Raw genomic sequence first — 24255 nt, 5'->3', positions numbered from 1 at the left:
CAGCGAGGCCGAGACATTATTTCTTTTTCGACAAATTGATCCAGGTCTGCACCACAGTGTCCGGGTTGAGCGACAGGCTGTCGATGCCCTGCTCCATCAGCCACTCGGCGAAGTCTTCATGGTCAGACGGGCCCTGGCCGCAGATGCCGACGTATTTGCCGTGGCGCTTGGCCGCCTGAATCGCCATCGACAGTAGCGCTTTCACCGCCTCGTTGCGCTCGTCGAACAGTTCCGACACCACGCCGGAATCGCGATCCAGCCCCAGCGCCAGCTGAGTCATGTCGTTGGAGCCGATGGAGAAGCCGTCGAAGTGCTCGAGGAACTGATCCGCCAACAGCGCATTGGACGGGATCTCGCACATCATGATCACTTTCAGCCCGTTTTCGCCGCGTTTCAGCCCCTGACGCGCCAACTCGGCCACCACCGCTTCCGCCTGCGCCACGGTGCGCACGAACGGCACCATGATTTCGACGTTGGTCAGCCCCATGTCGTTACGCACGCGTTTCACCGCCTCGCACTCCAGCGCGAAGCAATCGCGGAAGCTGTCGGCCACGTAACGGCCGGCGCCGCGGAAGCCCAGCATCGGGTTCTCTTCGTGCGGTTCATACTTATCGCCGCCCACCAGGTTGGCGTACTCGTTGGATTTGAAGTCGGACAGCCGCACGATCACACGCTTCGGCCAGAAGGCGGCGCCCAGCGTCGCGATCCCTTCTGTCAGGCGGCCAACGTAGAACTCGACCGGGTGGTCGTAACCCTGCATCAACGCGCGAATTTCGTTTTGCAGCGCCGGCGTCTGCTGATCGAACTCCAGCAGCGCGCGCGGGTGCACGCCAATCATGCGGTTGATGATAAATTCCAGCCGCGCCAGGCCCACGCCTTCATTCGGCAAACGCGCAAAGTCGAAAGCGCGATCCGGGTTGCCGACGTTCATCATGATCTTCAGCGGCAGATCCGGCAGCTCGGTCACTTCAGAGCTCTGCACGCTGAAATCCAGCATGTCGCTGTAAACGAAGCCGGTGTCGCCTTCCGCACAGGATACGGTGACTTTCTGGCCGTCTTTCAGCACGTCGGTGGCGTGGCCGCAGCCCACCACCGCCGGGATGCCCAGCTCACGGGCGATGATCGCCGCGTGACAGGTGCGCCCGCCGCGGTTGGTGACGATCGCGGCGGCTTTCTTCATGATCGGTTCCCAGTCTGGGTCGGTCATGTCGGTGACCAGCACGTCGCCCGGCTGGATGCGATCCATTTCGCTGATGTCGTGGATCACTTTCACCGGACCGGCGCCGATGCGGTGACCGATGGCGCGGCCTTCCACCAACACCGGACTGGTGCCGTTCAGCTGGTAGCGCTCCATGGTTTGTTCGTTGGAGCGTACGGTCTCCGGGCGCGCCTGCACGATCAGCAGCTTGCCGGTATGGCCGTCTTTCGCCCACTCGATATCCATCGGGCGGCCGTAATGTTTTTCGATCAGGATCGCCTGCTGCGCCAGCGCCTGCACTTCGTCATCCGTCAGCGAGAAACGGCTGCGCTGCGCTTCCGGCACGTCTTCAATGCGCACCTGCTTGCCGTGATCCTGCGACGGCGCGTATACCATGCGGATCTTTTTCGAACCCAGGTTGCGGCGCACGATCGCCGGCTTGCCGTTTTGCAGCGTCGGTTTGTGCACGTAGAACTCATCCGGGTTCACCGCGCCCTGCACCACCATTTCACCCAAGCCGAAAGCGGAGGTGATGAATACCACCTGATCAAAGCCGGACTCGGTGTCGATGGTGAACATGACGCCCGAGGAGGCCAGATCCGAGCGCACCATGCGCTGTACGCCGGCCGACAGCGCCACGCCGCGGTGATCGTAGCCCTGGTGCACGCGATAAGAGATGGCGCGGTCGTTGAACAGCGACGCGAACACGTGCTTGATCGCCACCATTACGGCGTCGATGCCCTGCACGTTGAGGAAGGTTTCCTGCTGGCCGGCGAAGGAGGCGTCCGGCATGTCTTCCGCCGTGGCGGAGGAGCGCACCGCAAAGGAAGCTTCCGGTTCGCCGTCGGCGAGCTGTTGGTAAGCCTGATGAATTTCACGCTCGAACTCGGCGTGGAACGGCGTGTCGATCACCCATTGGCGGATCTGGGCGCCGGCCTTGGCCAGTTGGGCAACGTCGTCAACGTCGGTCTGATCCAGTAGCTGATAGATGCGCTGGTTAACACCGCTTTGTTCGAGGAAATCGTTAAACGCCTGTGCGGTGGTGGCAAAACCGTTAGGCACGGCCACGCCCAAATCGGAAAGATTGGTGATCATTTCACCGAGGGAGGCATTTTTGCCGCCGACACGGTCAACGTCGTGCATGCCAAGCTGGTTGTACCAAAGCACATTACGCAAGTCTGGGCCATTGTTGGACATCGAGACAATCCTTATTGCTATCAGTAGGGTAAAGACGGATTTAATTCGCTTGCTTTACGGCGCCGCTAACACGGAGCCGAATCAGACTAGCACACTGATCCGGGGAAAATGGAAAGGTGAATCGATCAACCCACTGAAGAAAGTGGTTTTTAAGAGAATGTCCTAACCGGCTGATTTGCCTGGGAACCGTTCCCAATCGCACGAAAAGCTTAGTTCTCAACAAATTACGCTCTTTTTAAAATTCTGTTTTAATGACCACGCAAACGCTATCGTTTTTGGTGAAAATAGCGGCAAATTTACGTTTCGGCTCGAAAAGCGGCGCTGCGCCGCGATTTCTATCGCCGCCAACCCGCGCTTTTTTTCGCGCGCCGCCGCAAGACGCTTTACCGCCCCGCCGTCACAATTTTTTCCCTCGCCCCTTTACCCGCGGATCGTCTGCGGCTCATGATATTGACAGTGATGACAGCAGGAACACCGTTTTCAGGTAAGGAGCCTCGGGTGGAAAGAAGCGTTTTTTATATTTCGGATGGTACGGCGATCACCGCCGAAGTGCTGGGGCACGCGGTGCTGTCGCAGTTCCCGGTCACGGCGACCACTTACACCTTGCCGTTTGTCGAAACCGAGGCGCGCGCACGCGCAGTTCGCCAACAAATCGATGATATCTATAATGAAACCGGTGTGCGGCCGCTGGTGTTTTACTCCATCATCTCGCCGGAAGTGCGCGATGTGATCGTGCAAAGCCAAGGCTTCTGTCAGGATATAGTGCAGGCGCTGGTCGGCCCGCTGCAGGGTGAGCTGGACGTGGAGCCAACGCCGGTGCCGAACCGCACCCACGGTCTGACCGCCAGCAACCTCGGCAAGTACGACGCGCGCATTGCCGCCATCGACTATACCCTGGCGCATGACGACGGCATTTCGCTGCGCAATCTCGATCAGGCGCAGGTGATCCTGCTCGGCGTGTCGCGCTGCGGCAAAACCCCCACCAGCCTTTATCTGGCGATGCAGTTCGGCATCCGCGCCGCCAACTATCCGTTTATCGCCGACGATATGGACAATTTGCACCTGCCGGCCTCGCTGAAACCGTTTCAGCATAAATTATTCGGCCTGACCATCGATCCGGAACGCCTGGCGGCGATCCGCGAAGAACGGCGCGAAAACAGCCGTTACGCCTCACTGCGCCAGTGCCGCATGGAGCTCGCCGAGGTCGAGGCGCTGTTCCGCAAAAATCAGATCCGCTACCTCAATACCACCAACTATTCGGTCGAAGAGATCTCCACCAAAATCCTCGACATCCTTGGCATGAGCCGCCGCATGTTCTGATCTTTCCCTCGCGGGGCCCCGTGCCCCGCCGCCTGCCGTTTATTTCAGCAGCAGCTGATTTTTTTGTGCTTTTTTTCGCGGCTTTGATCAACAGAACACAATCTCTACGGTTGAATTCAGCGCTTTTTGCGTTATTGTGATCGCCATCACTTCCCGGCACTCCTGCCGCAGAGAAGAACAGTTTCCAGGGAACAACATGCACAAAACAGATGAACTGCGGACCGCGCGCATCGACAGCCTCGTCACGCCGCAAGCGTTGGCGGACAAGCTGCCGATCTCGGCGGCCATCGCCGATAACGTGACAGCGTCACGTAAACGCATTGAAAAAATCCTCACCGGTGAAGACCGCCGCCTGCTGGTGGTGATCGGCCCCTGCTCGATCCACGATCTCGACGCCGCCGTCGATTACGCCGGCCGGCTGAACGCCCTGCGCGAGCGCTACCAGGATCGCCTGGAGATCGTAATGCGCACCTATTTCGAAAAACCGCGCACCGTCGTCGGCTGGAAAGGCCTGATCTCCGATCCGGCGCTGGACGGTACCTTCCAGGTCAACCGCGGCATCGAAATGGCACGCCGCCTGCTGCTGGAAGTGAACCAGCTCGGCCTGCCGACCGCCACCGAATTCCTGGACATGGTCGTCGGCCAATACATCGCCGATCTGATCAGCTGGGGCGCCATCGGCGCACGCACCACCGAAAGCCAGATCCACCGTGAAATGGCCTCGGCGCTCTCCTGCCCGGTCGGCTTCAAAAACGGCACCGACGGCAACACCCGCATCGCCATCGACGCCATTCGCGCGGCGCGCGCCGGGCACATGTTCCTGTCGCCGGACAAACATGGCCAGATGACCATCTACCAGACCAGCGGCAACCCGTACGGCCACATCATCATGCGCGGCGGCAAAACGCCGAACTACCACGCCAGCGATATCGCCGCCGCCTGTGACAGCCTGCGTGAATTCGATCTGCCGGAGCACCTGGTGATCGACTTCAGCCACGGCAACTGCCAGAAAATGCACCGCCGCCAGTTGGAAGTGGCCGACAACGTCTGCCAGCAGATCCGCGCCGGCTCTGCCGCCATCACCGGCGTGATGGCGGAAAGCTTCCTGGTGGAAGGCACGCAGAAGATCGTCGCCGGCCAACCGTTGACCTATGGTCAGTCGATCACCGATCCTTGCCTGAGCTGGTCCGACAGCGAACAGTTGCTGGCGATGCTGGCGGATGCGGTCGATAGCCGTTTCTGACGCAACATAGACCGGGGCCTCGCCCCGGCTTTCTCCCTTCTGTCCCGCTCATCTATACTGATTGCAACGCTTTAGCACCCGCCGAAACGCACTGGGAGCCCCGGCATGATTCACTCTCTGTTATCCATTCCCTGCGTCACGCTGCAGGGCGAGCAAAAAACGCTGGGCGATTTCCCGGCGCGCGCTTACCTGGTGGTCAACACCGCCAGCAAGTGCGGCTTCACCCCGCAATACCGCGGGCTGGAAAATTTGTGGCGATACTATCGCGAGCGCGGCCTGATGGTGCTCGGCTTCCCCTGCAACCAGTTTGGTTCTCAGGAGCCGGGCAGTCCGCTGGAGATCGCCAATTTTTGCAGCCTCAACTACGGCGTCAGTTTCCCGCTGTTCAGCAAGATCGACGTTAACGGCCCCGGCGCCCACCCGCTGTTCAATGAGCTGAAACGCCTGGCGCCCGGCATTCTGGGCAGCCGCCGCATCAAATGGAATTTCACCAAGTTCCTGCTCACCGCCGACGGCCAGCGCGTGACGCGCTTTGCGCCGATCACCAAGCCCGAACGCCTGTTTGACCGCATCGAAACCCTGCTGAAATAACGCCCCTTTTTTACGGGCCGAGTGCGCTCGGCCCGCCGCCGGATGTCCGTTCGACAAAAAGGTTCCATCGGTAAGAAAATTTTCCTTGATGTAACCTTTCCTTCACATGATAATGATTCTCAGTTTGATATTAATTACCATTTAATGATCTGTTTTATAAGCACAATGATGATGGATACTGCCAACACGCCAACCCCCGCCGCCGCGGCCCCGACCGAGCACAGCGCAAACGCGCCGCCCAGCTACGACAGCGCACAGCTGCTCGGCGCCGACGGCATCGCGTTCATTACCCATCAGGGCCAGCGCTATCAGCTGCGGCAGACCAAAGCCGGGAAATTGATCCTGACCAAATAACCACAGAACCCTCAAACGCCAGCCACCCCGATCGTTTGATCCAGGCAGCCAGCAAATCTATTGATATGTTTTATTACATACGGAGAGTTGCACCATGCCTCTGACATTTTCCACCCGGCTGCGTTTTTCCGCGTTGAGTCTGGCGATTGCCTGCGCTCTGCCTACGGTGGCCTTGGCACAAAACACCAGCACAACAACTTCTTCCAACGCGGCAGCGGCCAAAAACGCCGACGAGACCATGACCGTGGTCGCCACCGGCAACCAACGCAGCAGCTTTGAAGCGCCGATGATGGTCACGGTCATCGAAGGCAACTCGCCGGAAAGTCAAACTGCAGGCACCGCCGCCGATATGCTGCGCCGCGTGCCGGGCATTACCGTCACGGGTTCCGGGCGCAGCAATGGGCAGGATCTCATGATGCGCGGTTACGACCGACGTGGCGTGCTGACGTTAGTTGACGGCATCCGCCAGGGGACCGATACCGGCCATATTAACGGCACTTTTTTGGATCCTGCGTTAGTGAAACGCATTGAAATCGTGCGCGGCCCCTCCGCGTTGCTGTACGGCAGCGGCGCGTTGGGTGGCGTAGTGTCTTATGAGACCGTCGATGCCGCCGATCTGCTGCTGCCGGGCCAGGATAGTGGGTTCCGCGTCTACGGCACCGCCGGCACCGGCGACCACAGCCTGGGCATGGGCGCCAGCGCCTACGGCAAGACCGATAACCTCGACGGCCTGCTGTCGTTCGGCACCCGCGACGTCGGCGATCTTCGTCAGGGCAACGGCTTCGATGCGCCTAACGACGAAACCATCAGCAACGTGCTGGCTAAAGGCACCTGGAAGATCGACGATAGCCAGTCGCTAAGCGGCAACCTGCGCTACTACAACAACAGCGCCCAGGAGCCGAAAAACCCGCAAACCCCAGCCAGCTCCAGTGGAAACTTAATGACCGATCGTTCGACGATTCAACGCGATGCGGCATTGAGTTACAAACTGAAGCCGATCGGCCAGGATTGGCTGGATGCGGAAGCGAAAGTGTATTATTCAGACGTGAAAATTAACGCTCACGCCAATGGCAGCGAGGATGAAGCGCGTAAACAAACCACGAAAGGCGCCAAACTCGAAAACCGCACGCGCCTGTTTGCGGATACTTTCGCTTCACATCTGCTGACCTACGGCACCGAGGCTTACAAACAGGAGCAAACGCCGGGCGGCGCTACCGAAAGTTTCCCGCACGCAAAAATCAACTTCGCTTCAGGCTGGCTGCAGGACGAAATCACGCTGCGCGATCTGCCCGTCACCCTGCTCGCCGGCACCCGCTATGACAATTACAAGGGCTCAAGCGACGGCTATGCCGATGTGGATGCGAACAAATGGTCCTCACGCGGCGCAGTCAGCATTACGCCTACCGACTGGCTGATGCTGTTCGGCTCCTATTCTCAGGCGTTCCGCGCGCCGACGATGGGTGAGATGTACAACGACTCCAAGCACTTCTCAATTCCAATGGGACCAACCACCATCACCAACTATTGGGTGCCTAACCCGAATTTGAAGCCGGAAACCAACGAGACCCAAGAGTACGGGTTTGGTCTGCGTTTCGATGATTTGATGCTGGCCGATGATAGCCTGCAGTTCAAAGCCAGCTATTTCGATACCAAAGCCAAGGACTACATCACCACCGATGTCACGATGGAACTGGGACGCGGTCCGCGCGGCCCTTACTGCATCAGTTGCACCACCTTCTCGACCAATGTCGATCGCGCCAAAATCTGGGGATGGGACGCTACGCTCAGCTATAAAACCCCCTGGTTCGGCTGGGATTTGGCTTACAACCGCACCCGTGGCAAAAATGAAGCGACCGGTGACTGGTTAAGCAGCATCAATCCGGACACCGTCACCAGCTCGCTGGACGTGCCGCTGGGCGAAACCGGTCTGTCTGCCGGCTGGGTCGCCACCTTCGCCGAACGCGCGACGCGCGTGGAGACAGGCACGGCCGAACAAGCCGGTTATGGCGTCAACGACTTCTATCTGAGCTACAAGGGACGCGACCGTCTGCAGGGCATGACCACCACCGTGGTGTTGGGTAACGCCTTCGACAAAGAATATTACTCGCCGCAGGGCATCCCGCAGGATGGCCGCAACGCCAAACTGCTGGTCAGCTACCAGTGGTAATCATTTGACTATCTGGCGGACAACCCGATTGTCCGCCGTTCGCATTACAGCGCAGGAGAATCCGGCATGAGCAACACCCTATACGAACGCTACCAACAGGCTAAAATCGATCACCCCGGCAAATACGCCCGCGATCTGGCGGCGATCCTTGGCGTCAGCGAAGCGGAGCTGACGCACGCCCGCGTCGGCCACGACGCCCGCCGCCTGCAGGCCGACGCGCGCACCCTGCTGACCGAGCTTGAGCAGGTCGGCGTCACCAAATCCATCACCCGCAACAGCTATGCGGTGCATGAGCAGATGGGCCGCTACCGCAACCAGCACCTTAACGGCCACGCCGGGCTGATCCTCAACCCGCGCGAGCTGGATCTGCGTCTGTTCCTCAACCACTGGACCAGCGTTTTCGCCATGAGCGAAACCAACAAACGCGGCGTGCGCCACAGCATCCAGTTCTTCGACCAACAGGGCGATGCGCTGCACAAGGTCTACACCACCGAGGAAACCGATCTGCCGGCCTGGATGGCGCTGGTGGAACGCCATCTGAGCGAAGAAAACCCGGCGCTGACGCTGCAGCCCGTCGAGGCGAACACCGTTGATGAAACAACGCAAGATCATGCCAAAATCGACGCTGAATGGCGCGCGATGACCGACGTTCACCAGTTCTTCCAGCTGCTGAGCCGCAATAAACTCACGCGCCAGCAGGCGTTCCGCGCCGTCGGCGACGATCTGGCCTATCAGGTGGACAACAGCGCGCTGTCGCAGCTGCTGGAAGCGGCGCAGCAGCAGCAAAACGAGATCATGATATTCGTCGGCAACCGCGGCTGCGTACAGATCTTCACCGGCCAGATCGAACGTTTGATGCCGCAGGAAGGCTGGATCAACGTGTTCAACCGCCGCTTCACGCTGCACCTGATCGAAGACGCCATCGCCGAAAGCTGGATCACCCGCAAACCGACCAAGGACGGCATCGTCACCAGCCTGGAGCTGTTCGCCGCCGACGGCACGCAGATCGCGCAGCTGTATGGCCAACGCACCGAAGGCCAGCCGGAGCAAACCCAGTGGCGCGAGCAGGTTGCCGCGCTCGCCGCCAAGGATATCGCCGCATGAAATCTTCCTTGATCCGCCGCCTGGCGCTGATGATGACGCTGGCGCTGCCGCTCACCGCGGCGGCGGCGCAGCGCATCGTCTCGATCGGCGGCGACGTGACGGAAATCGCCTTCGCGCTCGGCGCCGGCGACGACGTGATCGCCCGTGACAGCACCAGCTTGCACCCGGCGGCGGTGAAAACGCTGCCGGACGTCGGCTACATGCGCCAGCTGAATGCCGAAGGCATTTTGGCGCTCAAACCGACGCTGGTGCTGACGACCGAGCTGGCGCAACCGGCGCTGGTGCTCAAACAGCTGGCGGACAGCGGCGTCAAAGTGGTCAGCGTGCCGGGTGACACCACCCTGCAGGCGGTGCCGCAGAAAATCGCTACGATCGCCGCCGCGCTGCAACGCGTTGAGCAAGGCAAACAGCTGAGCGAGCGCTATCAACAGCAGCTGACAGCGGTCGACACCTCTCCGCTGCCGGTCAAGGTGCTGTTTGTGATGAGCCACGGCGGCATTACGCCGATGGCCGCCGGGCAACACACCGCCGCCGACGCGGTGATCGCCGCCGCCGGACTGAAAAACGCCATGCAGGGCTTTGACCGCTACCGTCCGCTGTCGCAGGAAGGCGTCATCGCCAGCGCGCCGGATCTGTTGCTGGTCACCACCGACGGCGTGCGCACCCTCGGCGGCGAACAGCAGCTGTGGACGCTGCCGGGCCTGGCGTTGACGCCGGCGGGCAAGCAGCGCCGCGTACTGATCGTCGATGACATGGCGCTGCTGGGCTTCGGTCTGGAAACGCCGGCGGCGCTGGCCAAGCTGCGCCACGCGGCGGAGCAAAAGTAATGCGCTGTCGCACCTCGCCTCAGTTGGCCATCATCGGTCTGCTGGTGCTGCTGACGCTGCTGGCGCTGGTCGCCGCCAACCTGGGCGCGCTGACGCTGTCGTTTCGCACCCTGTGGCGCGAACCTTTCAGCGACGCCGCCTGGCACATCTGGTTGAACATCCGCCTGCCGCGCGTGCTGCTGGCGGTGGTGATCGGCTGCGCGCTGGCGGTATCCGGCGCGGTGATGCAGGGACTGTTCCGCAACCCGCTGGCGGATCCGAGCCTGCTGGGTATCAGCAGCGGCGGCGCGCTGTTTGTCGCGCTGTTCATCGTGATGCCGCTGGCGTTGCCGGTGACGATCGCGCTGTACGGCCATATGCTGGCGGCGTTCCTCGGCAGCCTGCTGGTATCGTTGTTGATCTACGGCATCAGCCGCAGCGGGCACGGCAATCTGTCGCGGCTGCTGCTGGCGGGCATCGCCATCAACGCCCTGTGCATGGCGGCCATCGGCGTGCTCTCTTACGTCAGCAGCGATCAACAGCTGCGCCAGTTCTCGCTGTGGATGATGGGCAGCCTCAGCCAGTCGCAGTGGCCGACGCTGGCGGTTTCGGCCTCGCTGATCCTGCCTACGGCGCTGCTGACGCTGCTGCAGGCGCGCCGGCTGAACCTGTTGCAGTTGGGGGATGAAGAGGCCCACTATCTCGGGGTGAACGTCCAGCGCGCCAAGCTGCAGCTGCTGTTGCTGAGCGCGCTGCTGATCGGTGCGGCGGTGGCGATGAGCGGCGTGATCGGTTTCGTCGGTCTGGTGGTGCCCCATCTGGTGCGCATGCGTCTCGGCGGCGATCACCGCTGGCTGCTGCCCTGCTCCGCGCTGGGCGGCGCCTGCCTGTTGCTGGTCAGCGATACGCTGGCGCGCACGCTGGTGGCGCCGGCCGAAATGCCGGTGGGGTTGATGACCAGCCTGATCGGCGGTCCTTACTTCTTGTGGCTGGTGATGCGCCAGCGGGAGCGAACCGGTGGATAACGCCGCCTGCCTGACGGCCCGAGAGCTGCGCTACAGCCTCGGTACGCGCCGCCTGATCAACGACGTTTCACTCAGCCTCGCCAGCGGTGAGATGGTGGCGATTATCGGCCCTAACGGCGCCGGAAAATCGACGCTGTTGCGCTTGCTGACCGGCTATCTGACGCCGGACTGCGGCGAATGCCGGCTGCTCGACCGCCCGCTGGAACACTGGGCGCCGCAGCAGTTGGCCAAAGTCCGGGCCGTGATGCGCCAGTACAGCGATCTGGCGTTTCCCTTCAGCGTGGAAGAAGTGGTCAGCATGGGGCGGGCGCCGCACGGCAAACGCGACGAGCATCAGGCGCTCCAACAGGTGATGGAACAAACCGACTGCCTGGCGCTGGCGCAGCGCGACTACCGTCAGCTTTCCGGCGGCGAACAACAACGGGTGCAGCTGGCGCGGGTGTTGGCGCAGTTGTGGCAGCCGCAACCGTCCCCCGCCTGGCTGTTCCTCGACGAGCCGACCTCGGCGCTGGACCTGTATCACCAGCAGCACACCCTGCGCCTGCTGCGCTCGCTGACGCGCCAACAGCCGCTGGGCGTCTGCTGCGTGCTGCACGATCTCAATCTGGCCGCGCTGTACGCCGATCGGATCCTGCTGTTGCATCAGGGCCGCCTGGTGGCCAGCGGCACGCCGCAGGAAGTGCTGCAGGCCGACATTCTCACCCGCTGGTATCAGGCCGATCTCGGCGTGGTGCATCATCCCGAAGCGTCGCTGCCGCAGGTCTATCTACGTCAATAACATCAAGGGCGCCATGAGGCGCCCTTTTTCATCTCAGCTGGAACAGGAAATCTCCAGATGTTTGCCCCAGTCCGGCGGCAGCGCGGCGAGATCGTCATACTCCGGCGCATCGTCGAACGGCCTCAGCAGAGCCTGATGCAACCGCTGCAAACGGCCCACGTCGTCTTTCTCTGCGTCCTCAATCGCCTGCTGCGCCAGATAGTTGCGCAGGATCAAGCGCGGGTTCACCGCCTTCATCACCCGTTGCCGTTCCGCATCGCTGACCTGTTCCTGTTGCAAACGTTGACGATACTGCTGATACCAGGCGTCGAACGCCGCACGGTCGATAAACTCGTCGCGCAACGGCGACTGCACCTGCTGCTGTTCGGTCTCACTCAACAAGCGGAACGTGCGGGTATAGTCCCGCCCTTCCTGCGCCATCAGGCTCAACAAACCGGTGAGCACGTCATTATCCTGCGCCGTCGGCGTGAAGAAGCCGAGTTTGGCGCGCATCTGTTCACCGTAGGCGCGCATCAGCGCCGGCTCATACGCCGCCAGCGCCTGCTGCAGCTGTTCGGTGGTCATCAGCCCCGACAGGGTCTGCGCCAGGCGATGCAGGTTCCACAGCGCCACCGCCGGCTGATTGTCGAAGGCGTAACGTCCCTGGTGATCGGAGTGGTTGCAGATATAGCCGGGCTGGTAGTCGTCCAGGAAGCCATAAGGGCCGTAATCGATGGTGATGCCGAGAATCGACATATTGTCGGTGTTCATCACGCCGTGGGCGAAACCGACGGTTTGCCAATGGGCGATCAAACGCGCCGTGCGTTCGACCACGTCGGTAAACCACAGCAGGTAACGCTCAGCCTGATCCTGCAGCTGTGGCCAGTGATGGGCGATGACGAAATCCGCCAGTTGCCGCACTTGCTCCGGCTGTTTACGGTAATAAAAGTGTTCGAAGTGGCCGAAGCGCACATGGCTTTCCGCCACCCGCATCAGCATGGCGCCGCGTTCCGGCTGCTCGCGATATACCGGTTGTTGGCTAGTGACGATGGTCAACGCTCGGGTGGTGGGGATCCCCAGATGGTGCAGCGCCTCAGAGGCCAGAAACTCGCGGATCACCGAACGCAGCACCGCGCGGCCATCACCCATGCGCGAATACGGCGTCAGCCCGGCGCCCTTCAGGTGCCAGTCGCGGTGGCTGCCGTCCGCCAGGCGCTGTTCGCCCAGCAAAATGCCGCGGCCATCTCCCAGTTGCCCGGCCCACACGCCGAACTGGTGGCCACTGTACACCTGCGCCAGCGGCTGCATGCCCGGCAGCAGCGTTTCTCCCGCCCAAATCGGGGTTTTATCCTGAGTAAACCAGCTTTCATCCAGCCCCAGTTCACGCGCCAGCGGCTCGCTATGGTACAGCAGGCGCGCATCCTTAAGCGGCGTTGGATTCAGAGCGGTGTAGAAACCAGGTAACTGTTGGTAGTAAGCGTTATCGAACTGCGGCATAGGCCCTCCGTTTCAGCGTAGTGTAGAGCGTGAACGGGCGGATTAACACCGAAGGAATGCAGGGAGAACGCATCCGCCTGCCGTCAGGACGGATGCAGGGAGTTTGGCGCTTCCGCTTGGCGGGGGGAACGCGGTTTAACGCTGGCGGACAAACGCGGTTATCAGCCCAAAACGAGGTGAATAACGACGGCGGGATCACGGTAACCTCACTCCGCGCATTATTGACCTCATAGGGTGTAGTTTTTTATATCACTTCTTAATTATTGAACTCGCTGGGCATCGTCAGCAAAGCCTGCAGATTATCCACACCAACGCTGGGCCATAAAAAACCTTGCAGGCCTAAAACACCGGCGTATCTGAGTTTATTAAAATACTCTTTTTTCTCTATTCCTCCGACGATCACGCCTTTACATAACAGGTTGATATTCTTTAACAACGAGTCAATGACCACGTCATACCCCTGATGGGTAAACAGCTGCCAGTAAAAACGTTTGTCTATCTTTACGTAGTCAAACAAACCGTCGTACAACGCAGTCAACGTGGCCTTACCGGAACCGAAATCATCGAGCCACAGCGTAAACATTTCGCTTAATCGCCGCACGCTCGGGTTGTTCTTGCCGGCCGAAAGATTCGGAAAACTCTCACTGATTTCAAATGCAATAAAAGGATATTGCCCGATCCTTTGGCCCAACGCCGAATCGGAAAGAATAAGCTCAACGATGGTTTCTTCGATATTGATGGTCAACTGCACGTTGTTACCGGTAAACCAAGCCGCATGCTGCTCCGCAAGTTTCAGTTGCTCATTAAATAACTCAATCCTTTGTTCAGGCGCCAATAAATTAATCCCAATTTCGGCCGGCATGGCTAAATCACCATCTAGACTGTTGAAACGGCTCAACATTTCCACCGCCAACAGCCCGCCCTCCATTGAGTAAACAGGTTGAAAAACATAGCTACTAATAAAGTCAGCTTCGAGTTGGATGTTCATTTTAATGCCACAGGATGAATGGCTAGCGTATCATCGTATATCAATATATTTTATCGATCAATCCCTCTGGGATTAATCGGAAATATCAATGTAAATACCCATGAAATATCATTTAATTGATAGATTAAAGCTATACGACAATCGTGAAAGGCGCAAAGAAAAGCAGCCGGACTTATGCCATGGCGGGCGCCAAACGCGTTATGCAAAATGGTATTTGACTTAAGTTGAATGGATTTATGGCTAAATTTGACTTATCTCCTTTGTTTTATTTAAGAAAAATCCTAAATAAAGTAAAATAATCTTTCCTCCTTAACGCCAATTTTTCCTGCCGTTAACGACGACTGATTAAATTTAATAACGCATCAATTCCGCCCGTTATTCGCGGCATTGAAAACGTAAAAAAATGCCCACCTTGATTTTCAGAAAATCTGCGCTACCGCCATGCAAAACGTCGATTTCAGCAATAAAAAAAGGGATGAGCACGCTCATCCCTTCATCACCTGGCCTGCGCGCGCTAGCGGATCGTTTCGCTCAGCCATTGCCGCAGCTCGGCTAATTCGGCCGCCTGCTGAGGATAGTCCGCCATCAGTCGGTCACAGCAAGCGGCAACGGGCTCGCTTCGATACGCGCAGCCCACCAGCATTTCCGCCAACCGCTGCAGCGGGGCGGGATTCAGGCTGTCGGTGAATACCTGCGCGCGAACGATCGCCCCCTTCTCCACATCGAAGAACAGGTCTACACCGCCCCAGACAAAGCGCTCGTTGAGCAAGTGGCTGAACGCCGGCGCCTTGCCAAAATTCCATTCCCAGCTGCTCTGTTTGGCGAACTGCGCGGCAAAATCGGGCAGTTCGGGGAATACATCCGGCGAAATGATCTCCGGCTCGGCCGTCTCGCCATAGTGGGCGAAGAAGGCCTGAACGATCGCCTCACACACCAGCTCATGGCTGATGCCCGGCAAAAACTCCGCCAGATTGGCGACGCGCGAACGCACCGAGGTGATGCCCTTGGCCTGCAGTTTTTTGGGATCCGGATTGAGGTAGTCCGCCAGCCGTTCCAGATCGGCATTCAGCAGCAGCGTGCCATGGTGGAAACCGCGATCCTGCGTTTCTCGATAGGCCGATCCGGATATTTTTCGCGGCCCGTCGGCGGTTTCCATCACCAGATCGTTGCGCCCCGACGCGCCGGCTGTGACGCCCAACTGCCGCAGCGCTTGCAGAATGATGTCGGTCGAGACACTCTTGTCGTAGCCCGGTTTGCCGGCCATAAAGGTGAAGCAGGTATTGCCCAGATCGTGAAATACCGCCCCGCCGCCGCTGCTGCGCCGCGCCAACCGAATGCCGTCCTGCTCCATACGCCGGGTATTGCACTCTTTCCAGGGGTTTTGCGACTGGCCAATCACCACCGTTTCGGCATTGCGCCACAGGAAGAGAATCTTTTGCGTGGTCATTTCGCGGAAGATGCACTCTTCCACCGCCAGGTTGAACCAGGGATCGTAGGAGTCGGAGATCAGTAAACGCAGGCTGTTCATGGCAGGCACCGTTCAAAACACGAGATGCCGCCATGATACACCAAATCAACGGGTTAAGGCTAAATGCGTCGCGCCTGCCAGTACACCCGCTTCCAGTAGACGTTATCGAGCGAGGAGCGGATCACCCCGCGGCTGGTCGACGCGTGGATAAATTGGTCGTTGGTATCGTAAATGCCGACGTGCAGGCCGTTCTCACCGCCGCCGGTTTTGAAAAACACCAGATCGCCCGGCATCAGCTCATCGCGTGAAACCTTGGTGCCCAGGGAGGTCTGTTCTTCGGTCGAACGCGGCAGTTGCATATCGAAACGATCGCGGAACGTGCGGTAAACAAAGCCGGAACAATCTACGCCGCCGCGATCCAGACCACCGTAACGGTATGGCGTGCCGTACCACTGGCGCAACTGTTCGTTGAGCTGGGCCACCACCACGATAGAGTCCGCCAGGCGGCCGCTGGGCGGCGGCGCATGGCTGCTACACCCGGCGAGGATCAAACTGGCTAATAAAAACCACACACGCATCCGCATAATATCCCTTCATTGAACACGTCGCCGCATTATGCCATCCGGTACACCACCGCCTGCGAGGCAAAGCCGGCATCACGTAAGGAGAGCGCCATTTGGCGTTAATTTATCTCCCGCACGATGAAAAAGGCAAGCGCCATAAGGGAGATAATGGCGGGATCGCCGGTTTTGGCGCTATTCCGGCGATTTTGTCTCGGGTTTGCTGTTAATCAGCCAGACGCCGAACAGAATAAACAGCGTGCCCAACGTTTTCAGCAGCGTAGCGGACTCGTTAAACCACGGCAGGATCACCGCCGCCAGGTAAACCAGCGCATAGCTGACGCTCAGCAGAGGATAAGCGCGGTTTAACGGCAGATGGCGCAGCGCAAAGAACCAACACAGCATCGACAGCGCATAACCGAAGATGCCGCCGCCCACCGCCAGCAGCGGCAACCCGTTGTCGCCGATCAGCGCCAACGAGACGTCGGCGAACGACATCAGCGGGATCTGCACCATGCCCCACTTCATCAGCAACTGCGCCAGCGTCACCAGCAGTACGCTGGCGGCGCCCCAGGCATAGCCCTTCATGAATGCACGCTCATCAGCAGGATCCCCAGCATAATCGACGCCACGCCGCACCAGTGGCGAACGGTCGTCGGCTCATGAAACAGCCAGCGCGCCGCCAGCGTCACCATCACGAAGTTCAGACTGAGCATCGGGTAAGCCAGGCTGAGCGGCAGGCGTTGCAACACATTGAGCCACACCGCCATGCCCAGCCCCAACAGCAACACCGCCAGCGCCAACCAGCGCAGCGTCTGTTTCAGCCGCGCCTCGTCTGCCCGTTCCCAGCAGTGCGCCGCCTGTTTCTGGCACAGCTGCCCACCACAGGTGAGCAGGCTGACCACTATCACCAACAAAAAACCGATCATGGTTGCTGTTTATACCACATCAGCACCAGGCGGTTCATACGATCCACCTTGTCTGCGACCGGCAGCTCCTGCGGCAGCGCTTCATCACGGGACAGCTGCAACACCAGCGACACATTGCCCTGCTTGCGCGCCTGCGCCAGCCACTGCGGGAAGTCGGCATCGCTGATCAGGTGCCCCTTGGCGTCCGGGTACTCAAGACCATAGGCCACCTCGCCTTTCTGGCTGTACATCAGCACGTCGCTGCGCTTCAGTTCCCAGGCCAGACCGGCCGCCAATCCGACGCTGTCGCTCAACACATAGCGGCTGTCGCTCAGTTCGGCCATCGTGGCGCGGGCGAAGTTTTGCGGCAGTTTGGAATCGGTCACCTGTTGCGGAATGGCGTAACCGATCACCAGGCACAGCAGCACCGGGCAAGCCGCCGCCCAGCGCCATTGGCGGCCGTTATCACGCGCAGAAACCAATGCGAACAGCAGCCAGCCGCCGAAGGCGATCAGGCCGAGCACCACTTTCGGCCACTCCTGGGGAGTAAACAGATGCGCTTTCGGCAGCAGACCGGAGCTCAACACCACCAGCGCCACGATGCCAATCAGCCCGAACAGGCCGTTCAACCAGGCATTGGCCTTGAACAGCTTGGCGCGCAGCGTGGCGGCATAGTCTTCCGCATAGGCGGTCATCAGCAGCGCCAGCGGCGCCATGCACGGCAGAATGTAGGTCGGCAGCTTGCCTTTGGCGATGCTGAAGAAGATCAGCGGCATCAGCGCCCAGCTCAGCAGGAAGAACAGCTCCGGACGCTGTACGCGCTCGCGCCAACCTTTGAGCAGCGCGCCGGGCAGCAGCGCCAGCCAAGGCAGCACCGCCGCCAGCAGAACCGGCAGGTAATACCAGAACGGCGCTTTGTGTTGAGCATTATCTTCAGCGAAACGCTGAATATGCTCGACCCAGAAGAAATAATTCCAGAAATCGGGTTCGCGTTGCGCGATAGCCAGCGCCCACGGCAGGCTGAGCAGCGTAGCGGTCACGATCGCCACCGGGCCATAGCACAGCAGATCCTTGATGCGGCGTTGCTGAATGACGATCGGGATCACCGCGATCACCGGCACCGCCAGCGCCAGGAAGCCCTTGGTCATAAAGCCCATGCCACAGGCCAGGCCCAGCAATGCGTAAGCGCCCAGCTTGCCCTTGACCGAGGAGGCCTGCAGCGTCAGGTAATAGCTGACCATCGCCGCCGCCAGCCACAGCGAAATCATCGGATCCAACACGCTGTAAGTGCCGATGCTGAACACCAGCACCATCGACAGGAACATCAACATCGCCAGACTGGCGCGGCGCGCATTGCGCCACATCAGCATCGCCAGCGCGAACACCAGCAATGCGGTCATGCCGGTGCTGAACACCGAGCCGAAGCGCACCGCAAAGTTATTTTCGCCAAACAGCCACTGGCTGATGTTATTGAACCAGTAACCCGCTACCGGCTTCTCGAAATAACGCAGCCCCAGCAGATGCGGCACCACCCAATCGCCGCGTTGCAGCATTTCACGACTGATCTCGGCATAACGCGTTTCATCCGGCTGCCACAGCAGGCGGCCGTTTAGCGGGATCAGGTAAACCAGAGCAAAAAAAACGGCCAGCAGAATGGCCCAGGATCCTTTTAGCGCCTTCATGTAACGTCCTTCACATCGGTTTGACAGCCCAGCCAACCTTCGCGGCCGGGGAAAGGAGCGCGCTTGATGCGGCCCAACGGCAGTGACGCCAAATCTTGCGGTAACAGCGCGCTCAGCGGACAGAATTCGATGCCCTGCCGCTGTGCGCGTTGCAATAACTGTTCGAACATCGCCGCTTGCGACATGCCTTCCACTTCGGTGTGAATGGTGTACACCGGCACGCCGCGATCGTTCTCGATGGCGCGCAGAATATAGTCGTTGAAGTCGGCCATGCTGACTTCGCTGCCGATCACTTCGTCAAAGGTCGGCAACGTGACCGGGATCTGCACCGTACCGTGACGCCCATCGCTCAGCACCGGACGAAACGGATGGGTGCCGCGGCAATCGCTGTTGTAATGGAAGCCGAAGCGCTGCTTGACCTCCAGCACGCGCGTATCGGCGCGCCAGCCCGCCACGGCGGAGCATTTCACCGGCTGGCCGGTGCAGGCGCTCAGGGCGTCGACGCCCCGCTGCACCTGCTCGGTCAGCTGCGCCTCGCTCCACTTGCCGACCTTGGCCTGCCAGCCCTGGTGATCCCAGGCGTGCAGCCCGACTTCATGGCCGGCTTCGGCGGTGCGCTTCATCAGCGGCCCCAACGCGCGCGAAATATTGCGCCCCGGCCAGGCGGTGCCGGCCAGCAGAATATCCAGGCCGTACAGCGAGGCGGCGTTCGAACGCAGCATTTTCCACAGAAATTTCGGACGCAAAAGGCGCCAAAGATGGCGCCCCATGTTGTCCGGTCCCACGCTGAAGAAGAAGCTGGCCTGAATGTCGTACTTTTCGAACAGGTCCAGCAACTGCGGCACCCCTTCACGGGTGCCGCTGAAGGTATCTACATCAACCCGCAGACCGACTTTCTTCATGCACCGTTCCCTTCCTGAACGGTAGTGCGCAGGAAGTAGTCCAGCGTATCGGCGACGGTTTGCTTCATCTCGATGGTCGGCTGCCAGCCCAGCAGACGGTGAGCGTTTTTGATGCTCGGCGTGCGGTGCTCGACGTCCTGGTAACCTTTGCCGTAGTAGCTGCTGCTCTCTACGTCCTTGAAGCCGGCAAACGGCGGGAAGCGGTCGCGCAACGGGTGGTTGTTGAAGCTTTCCAGCAGCATTTCCGCCAGCTCGCGAATGCTCGCTTCGTTGGTCGGGTTGCCAATGTTGACGATCTGGCCGTCGCACAGGCCGTCGCGGTTCTCGATGATGCGGAACAGCGCTTCGATGCCGTCGTTGATGTCAGTGAAGCAACGTTTCTGCGCGCCGCCGTCCATCAGTTTGATCGGCGAACCTTCCACCAGATTGAGGATCAGCTGAGTGATGGCGCGAGAAGAACCGATGCGCGCAGCGTCCAGGTTATCCAGACGCGGCCCCATCCAGTTGAACGGACGGAACAGCGTGAACTTCAGGCCTTCTTTGGCGCCGTAAGCCCAGATCACCCGATCCAGCAGCTGTTTGGAGACCGAATAGATCCAGCGCTGCTTGTTGATTGGCCCGACGATCAGACGCGAATGGTCTTCGTCGAACTCTTTGTCGTCGCACATGCCATACACTTCTGAGGTGGACGGGAAGATGATGCGCTTGTTGTATTTCACGCAGTCGCGAACGATCTTCAGGTTCTCTTCGAAGTCCAGCTCGAACACGCGCAGCGGGTTACGGGTGTATTCGATCGGCGTCGCGATCGCCACCAGCGGCAGCACCACGTCGCATTTCTTGATGTGATACTCGATCCACTCGGAGTGGATGCTGATGTCGCCTTCCACAAAGTGGAAACGCGGGTTGTCGAGGAAGCGGCTGATGGCGTCAGAACCGATATCCAGACCGTAGATGTCGTAGCGGTCGTCGCGCAGCAGGCGCTCGGTCAGGTGGTTGCCGATGAAGCCGTTAACCCCGAGGATCAGCACGCGGGTGCGGCGTTTCATTACGGCGTTCGGCTTGGCGGCCAAACGCACGTCGGTGACGATGCCCATTTCCTGCGCCAGGCGGCTACCCTGCACGTACAGACCGCTGTCGTTCTGACCGGCGACGATCTCCAGCGCGCCTTCGCCACAGGCGATGACCAGCGGCGAGGTGCTCAGCACGGTGCCCGGCTGTTTATCGTGTTGGGTGTCCAGCACGCGAGAGCGCCAGACAATCAGTTTGCGCTGGCCGAGGTAGCTGAACGCGCCCGGGTACGGCTCCGTGACGGCACGCACCAGGTTATTGATCTTTTTAGCGGATTTGTGCCACAGGATCTCGCCGTCCGCCGCGGTGCGACGGCCGAAGTAGCTGGCCTGAGACTCATCCTGCCGGGTGAAGGTGGCGGTGCCGTTCTTCAGTTTCGGCAGTTGCTCTTTCAACACGACCTGCGCGGCTTCCAGCACTTTTTTGTGCAGCGTCAGCGCGGTATCGTTGTCTGCGATGGTCACTTTCTGCTGACCGACGATGTCGCCGGCGTCCGGGCGTTTCACCATTTTGTGCAGCGTGGCGCCGGTTTCGGTTTCGCCATTCACCAGCGCCCAGTTCACCGGCGCGCGGCCGCGGTAACGCGGCAGCAGCGAGCCGTGCAGGTTGAAACCGCCCTGCGGCGCCAGCGACAAGATCTCGTCGCTCAGCATGTGACGGTAATAGAACGAGAAGATCACGTCCGGCTGCAGTGCGCGAATGCGGTCAACCCACAGCGGGTGATTTACGTCTTCCGGCGCATAGACCGGCAGATCCAATTCGGCGCCCAAACGGGCCACAGAGGAGAAGAAGTTGTTCTCACCAGGGTCGTCGGTGTGCGTGAACACGGCCTGCACGTCATAACCCGCCTCAGTCAGCGCTTTCAGACCTGCGCAGCCAATATCATGGTAAGCAAATACAATAGCTTTCATCATTCTTCTTCCTGAGTATTGTGGTCATGCTGTGCACCGACCACTTTCTGAACAAAATAGCGAGGACGCGCACGCACGTCGGTATAGATGCGGCCGATGTATTCACCCAACAGCCCCATGCCGACAAACTGGGCGCCGATAAAGGTGAACAGGACGGCGAAAAGGGTGAACACGCCGCCGGCGGCCCATTCAGGGCCGAGCAGCAGACGCAGTGCAATCAGCACCAGCGCCAGCACAAACCCGGACAGCGCCACGATGCTGCCGACCACGCTGAGCAAACGCAGCGGCGTGGTGGTCAGGCAGGTGATCAGGTCATACATCAGGTTGATCAGCTTCATCAGGCTGTACTTGGAGTCGCCAAACTCGCGTTCGGCGTGACGCACGTCGATCTCGGTCGTGCGGCGGGCGAAGGTGTTCGCCAAAATCGGGATAAAGGTGCTGCGCTCATGGCAGTGCAGCATCGCCTCAACGATATGACGACGGTAGGCGCGCAGCATGCAGCCGTAGTCCCCCATCGACTTGCCGGTGGCGCGTTGAATCATCATGTTGATCACGCGCGAGGCGCTTTTGCGGAACCAGGAGTCCTGACGGTTGGCGCGCACGGTGCCCACCACGTCATAGCCCTCTTCCGCCACGCTGACCAAACGAGGGATCTCCTCCGGCGGGTTCTGCAGATCGGCGTCCAGCGTAATCACCAGATCGCCGGTCACCTGGTTGAAACCGGCCATGATCGCCGAGTGCTGGCCGTAGTTGCGGTTCAGCAAAACGGCGATCACGTGGCTGTCCGGCTTTTCCGCCGCCGCGGTCAGCATGTCAGCGGAGTTGTCGCTGCTGCCATCGTCGACGAGGATGATTTCATAAGGTTGAGATAACTGCTTACAGGCGGCAGTAGTACGCTCCAGCAACGCCGGCAGGCTTTCCTGCTCGTTGTATACCGGGATGACTACCGACACTTTTTTAATCGGTTCAACGCGAGACACGTAAAGACTCCACAACAGAAGACAAGGCATTGACCACGCGATCCACGTCGGCGTCGGTCATGTCAGGGAATAGCGGTAAGGTGCACAGCCGCGCCGAGTTCCATTCGGTATTCGGCAAAGAAAGCTGTGGATAACGCTCACGGTAGAATTTCTGGGTGTGCGCGGCGCGGAAATGCAGCCCGGTGCCGACGCCAACCTCTTTCAGGCGCTCCATCAGCTGGTCGCGATCGATGCCGCAACGCGCCGGATCGACGCGGACCATGAACAGGTGCCAGGCGTGGTCATGCGGATAATCCGGCACGCCCAACGGTTGGAACGGCGAGCCTTCCAACGCGCTCAGGTAGCGCTGTGCCAGCGCCTTACGCCGTGCGTTCAGCTCAGCGAAGCGTGACAGCTGCACCACGGCGATCGCCGCGTGAATGTCGGACAGGTTGTACTTGTAACCCGGCTCCACCACTTCGGCCTGCGGTTTGCGGCCTAGCTGCTGGCGATCGAAGGCATCGACGGCCAGACCATGGAACTTCAGACAACGCAGGCGATCCGCCAGCGCATCGTCATCGGTGGCTATCAGGCCGCCTTCGGCGCAGGTCACGTTTTTAATCGCATGGAAAGAGAAAATCGCCGTGCCGCGTGCGCCGACCCATTCGCCGTTGTAGCGCGTGCCGACCGCATGGGCGGCGTCTTCGATCAGCGGTAAGCGGTGGCGTTCGGCCACGGCGCGCAGCGCATCCATCTGCAGGGGAGCACCGGCATAATGCACCGGAACAATCGCTTTGGTATTGGGGGTGATGGCAGCTTCGACATCGGCGGCGCTGACCATTAGCGTATCACGGTCAACGTCGATCATCACCGGCGTGGCGCCCAGCAGCTCAATCATGTTGAGGGTGGAAACCCAGGTTTGCGAAGGGGTGATGACTTCGTCGCCGGGGCCGATGCCCAGCGCCATCAGCGTGATGTGCATGCCCGCCGTGGCGGAACTGACGGCGATGGCGTGCTTACAGCCGAAAGTGGAACAGAAGTCATTTTCCAGTTGCTGGTTTTGCGGCCCGGTGGTGATCCAGCCGGAACGCAGCACTTTCTCTACCGCGGCAATTTCTTCGTCGCCGATGGCCGGACGAGAGAAAGGCAAAAATTGATCCATAGTTAACCCCAAACGTATCGAACTGCTTTTGATGACACTGTAAATCCCTTTCGTTTAACGAATATTAAACGCCAGAGAAGAATCGTTTCCGTGGATTAACTGCCAATGTAAGGCCGCAAGCTTAACTAAACCTTAAGACGAGGATTGTCATCAGTAGGAGAACTGATGGATAGGCGCCGTCATCATTAATTTAATTTTATTATGAAAATCAAGTAATTATATTTATTAATAATTATTTACTTATTTTATTTTTGCCGAATCAAGCGTAGCACGTCATTGGCGTTTTTCAAGAAAACTCACGAGAAAATGAGAGGCAGCACAATAATAGCCGATGATTACCCGGCTATTTATATTCACTATGTTTAGTTTTCGTTTACATTTATGCCGC

Annotated in this window: 21 protein-coding genes; 9 read left to right on the top strand and 12 right to left on the bottom strand. The window is 59.5% G+C overall.

The features are described 5' to 3' along the window. Positions 1–16 precede the first annotated feature (16 nt). The gene (gene ppsA / locus ACJ8PL_RS07045) at positions 17–2395 is read right to left on the bottom strand and encodes a phosphoenolpyruvate synthase (RefSeq protein ID WP_028128172.1); all 2379 of its coding nucleotides are present in this window, start codon (positions 2393–2395) and stop codon (positions 17–19) included. Positions 2396–2854: 459 nt separating this feature from the next. Between ppsA and ppsR the strand changes: the two genes are divergently transcribed. The 9 genes from ppsR (at position 2855) to ACJ8PL_RS07000 (ending at position 11783) form a co-directional block, all read left to right on the top strand. Next, the gene (gene ppsR, locus ACJ8PL_RS07040) at positions 2855–3715 is read left to right on the top strand and encodes a posphoenolpyruvate synthetase regulatory kinase/phosphorylase PpsR (RefSeq protein ID WP_161544659.1); all 861 of its coding nucleotides are present in this window, start codon (positions 2855–2857) and stop codon (positions 3713–3715) included. A gap of 196 nt (positions 3716–3911) precedes the next feature. Next, positions 3912–4958, top strand: a complete 1047-nt coding sequence (locus ACJ8PL_RS07035; protein WP_015377715.1) for a 3-deoxy-7-phosphoheptulonate synthase — start codon at positions 3912–3914, stop codon at positions 4956–4958. A 105-nt stretch (positions 4959–5063) separates the two neighbouring features. Beyond that, the gene (locus ACJ8PL_RS07030) at positions 5064–5549 is read left to right on the top strand and encodes a glutathione peroxidase (RefSeq protein WP_015377714.1); all 486 of its coding nucleotides are present in this window, start codon (positions 5064–5066) and stop codon (positions 5547–5549) included. 171 nt (positions 5550–5720) lie between these two features. After that, positions 5721–5903, top strand: coding sequence for a hemin uptake protein HemP (hemP, locus tag ACJ8PL_RS07025; RefSeq protein WP_016927944.1), 183 nt, complete (start codon positions 5721–5723; stop codon positions 5901–5903). Between the two features lie 94 nt (positions 5904–5997). Continuing rightward, a complete protein-coding gene (locus ACJ8PL_RS07020; protein WP_016927945.1) occupies positions 5998–8070 on the top strand; it encodes a TonB-dependent hemoglobin/transferrin/lactoferrin family receptor in 2073 nt (690 codons plus the stop codon). Positions 8071–8136: 66 nt separating this feature from the next. After that, complete coding sequence (locus tag ACJ8PL_RS07015; protein ID WP_049300239.1) at positions 8137–9174, top strand: hemin-degrading factor; 1038 nt, start codon at positions 8137–8139, stop codon at positions 9172–9174. Continuing rightward, positions 9171–10001 carry a heme/hemin ABC transporter substrate-binding protein gene (locus tag ACJ8PL_RS07010; RefSeq protein WP_116403861.1) on the top strand — a complete coding sequence of 277 codons (831 nt, stop codon included), beginning with the start codon at positions 9171–9173 and terminating at the stop codon, positions 9999–10001. The genes ACJ8PL_RS07015 and ACJ8PL_RS07010 overlap by 4 nt, the downstream gene beginning before the upstream one ends. Continuing rightward, entirely contained in the window at positions 10001–11005 is a 1005-nt protein-coding gene (locus ACJ8PL_RS07005; protein ID WP_016927948.1) for a FecCD family ABC transporter permease, read from the top strand. Before ACJ8PL_RS07010 ends, ACJ8PL_RS07005 begins: the two co-directional genes overlap by 1 nt. After that, positions 10998–11783: a heme ABC transporter ATP-binding protein gene (locus ACJ8PL_RS07000; RefSeq protein WP_016927949.1), complete on the top strand. Its 786-nt coding sequence runs from the start codon at positions 10998–11000 to the stop codon at positions 11781–11783. Before ACJ8PL_RS07005 ends, ACJ8PL_RS07000 begins: the two co-directional genes overlap by 8 nt. Positions 11784–11816: 33 nt before the next feature. On the opposite strand, the gene ACJ8PL_RS06995 is transcribed toward ACJ8PL_RS07000, so the two are convergent. The 11 genes from ACJ8PL_RS06995 to arnB all read right to left on the bottom strand — a co-directional run bounded on the left by ACJ8PL_RS06995 (position 11817) and on the right by arnB (position 23867). Next, a complete protein-coding gene (locus ACJ8PL_RS06995; protein ID WP_097102158.1) occupies positions 11817–13259 on the bottom strand; it encodes a protein adenylyltransferase SelO in 1443 nt (480 codons plus the stop codon). 256 nt (positions 13260–13515) lie between these two features. Then, on the bottom strand, positions 13516–14247 hold the full coding sequence (locus ACJ8PL_RS06990; RefSeq protein WP_016927951.1) for an EAL domain-containing protein: 732 nt from the start codon (positions 14245–14247) through the stop codon (positions 13516–13518). A gap of 514 nt (positions 14248–14761) precedes the next feature. After that, entirely contained in the window at positions 14762–15775 is a 1014-nt protein-coding gene (locus tag ACJ8PL_RS06985) for a lipoate--protein ligase A (RefSeq protein ID WP_033640505.1), read from the bottom strand. A gap of 59 nt (positions 15776–15834) precedes the next feature. Further along, positions 15835–16299 (bottom strand): NlpC/P60 family protein, encoded by a 465-nt coding sequence (locus tag ACJ8PL_RS06980; RefSeq protein WP_016927954.1) that lies wholly within the window; start codon positions 16297–16299, stop codon positions 15835–15837. A 171-nt stretch (positions 16300–16470) separates the two neighbouring features. Next, a complete protein-coding gene (gene arnF / locus ACJ8PL_RS06975) occupies positions 16471–16863 on the bottom strand; it encodes a 4-amino-4-deoxy-L-arabinose-phosphoundecaprenol flippase subunit ArnF (protein WP_016927955.1) in 393 nt (130 codons plus the stop codon). After that, positions 16860–17204 (bottom strand): 4-amino-4-deoxy-L-arabinose-phosphoundecaprenol flippase subunit ArnE, encoded by a 345-nt coding sequence (gene arnE / locus ACJ8PL_RS06970; protein ID WP_004931404.1) that lies wholly within the window; start codon positions 17202–17204, stop codon positions 16860–16862. The genes arnF and arnE overlap by 4 nt, the downstream gene beginning before the upstream one ends. Continuing rightward, the gene (gene arnT, locus ACJ8PL_RS06965) at positions 17201–18865 is read right to left on the bottom strand and encodes a lipid IV(A) 4-amino-4-deoxy-L-arabinosyltransferase (protein WP_016927956.1); all 1665 of its coding nucleotides are present in this window, start codon (positions 18863–18865) and stop codon (positions 17201–17203) included. The genes arnE and arnT overlap by 4 nt, the downstream gene beginning before the upstream one ends. Beyond that, a complete protein-coding gene (arnD, locus tag ACJ8PL_RS06960; protein ID WP_016927957.1) occupies positions 18862–19767 on the bottom strand; it encodes a 4-deoxy-4-formamido-L-arabinose-phosphoundecaprenol deformylase in 906 nt (301 codons plus the stop codon). The genes arnT and arnD overlap by 4 nt, the downstream gene beginning before the upstream one ends. Then, the gene (gene arnA / locus ACJ8PL_RS06955; protein WP_274871097.1) at positions 19764–21746 is read right to left on the bottom strand and encodes a bifunctional UDP-4-amino-4-deoxy-L-arabinose formyltransferase/UDP-glucuronic acid oxidase ArnA; all 1983 of its coding nucleotides are present in this window, start codon (positions 21744–21746) and stop codon (positions 19764–19766) included. The genes arnD and arnA overlap by 4 nt, the downstream gene beginning before the upstream one ends. Then, positions 21746–22726 carry an undecaprenyl-phosphate 4-deoxy-4-formamido-L-arabinose transferase gene (gene arnC, locus ACJ8PL_RS06950; RefSeq protein ID WP_015377702.1) on the bottom strand — a complete coding sequence of 327 codons (981 nt, stop codon included), beginning with the start codon at positions 22724–22726 and terminating at the stop codon, positions 21746–21748. The genes arnA and arnC overlap by 1 nt, the downstream gene beginning before the upstream one ends. Beyond that, a complete protein-coding gene (arnB, locus tag ACJ8PL_RS06945; protein WP_033640509.1) occupies positions 22713–23867 on the bottom strand; it encodes a UDP-4-amino-4-deoxy-L-arabinose aminotransferase in 1155 nt (384 codons plus the stop codon). The genes arnC and arnB overlap by 14 nt, the downstream gene beginning before the upstream one ends. Positions 23868–24255 lie beyond the last annotated feature (388 nt).

The sequence above is a fragment of the Serratia sp. CY83965 genome, from assembly GCF_052166375.1.
Classification (GTDB): Bacteria; Pseudomonadota; Gammaproteobacteria; order Enterobacterales; family Enterobacteriaceae; genus Serratia; species Serratia marcescens.
The sequence above is the reverse complement of the archived record's forward strand: the minus strand, read 5'-3'. Positions and strand labels throughout refer to the sequence as shown.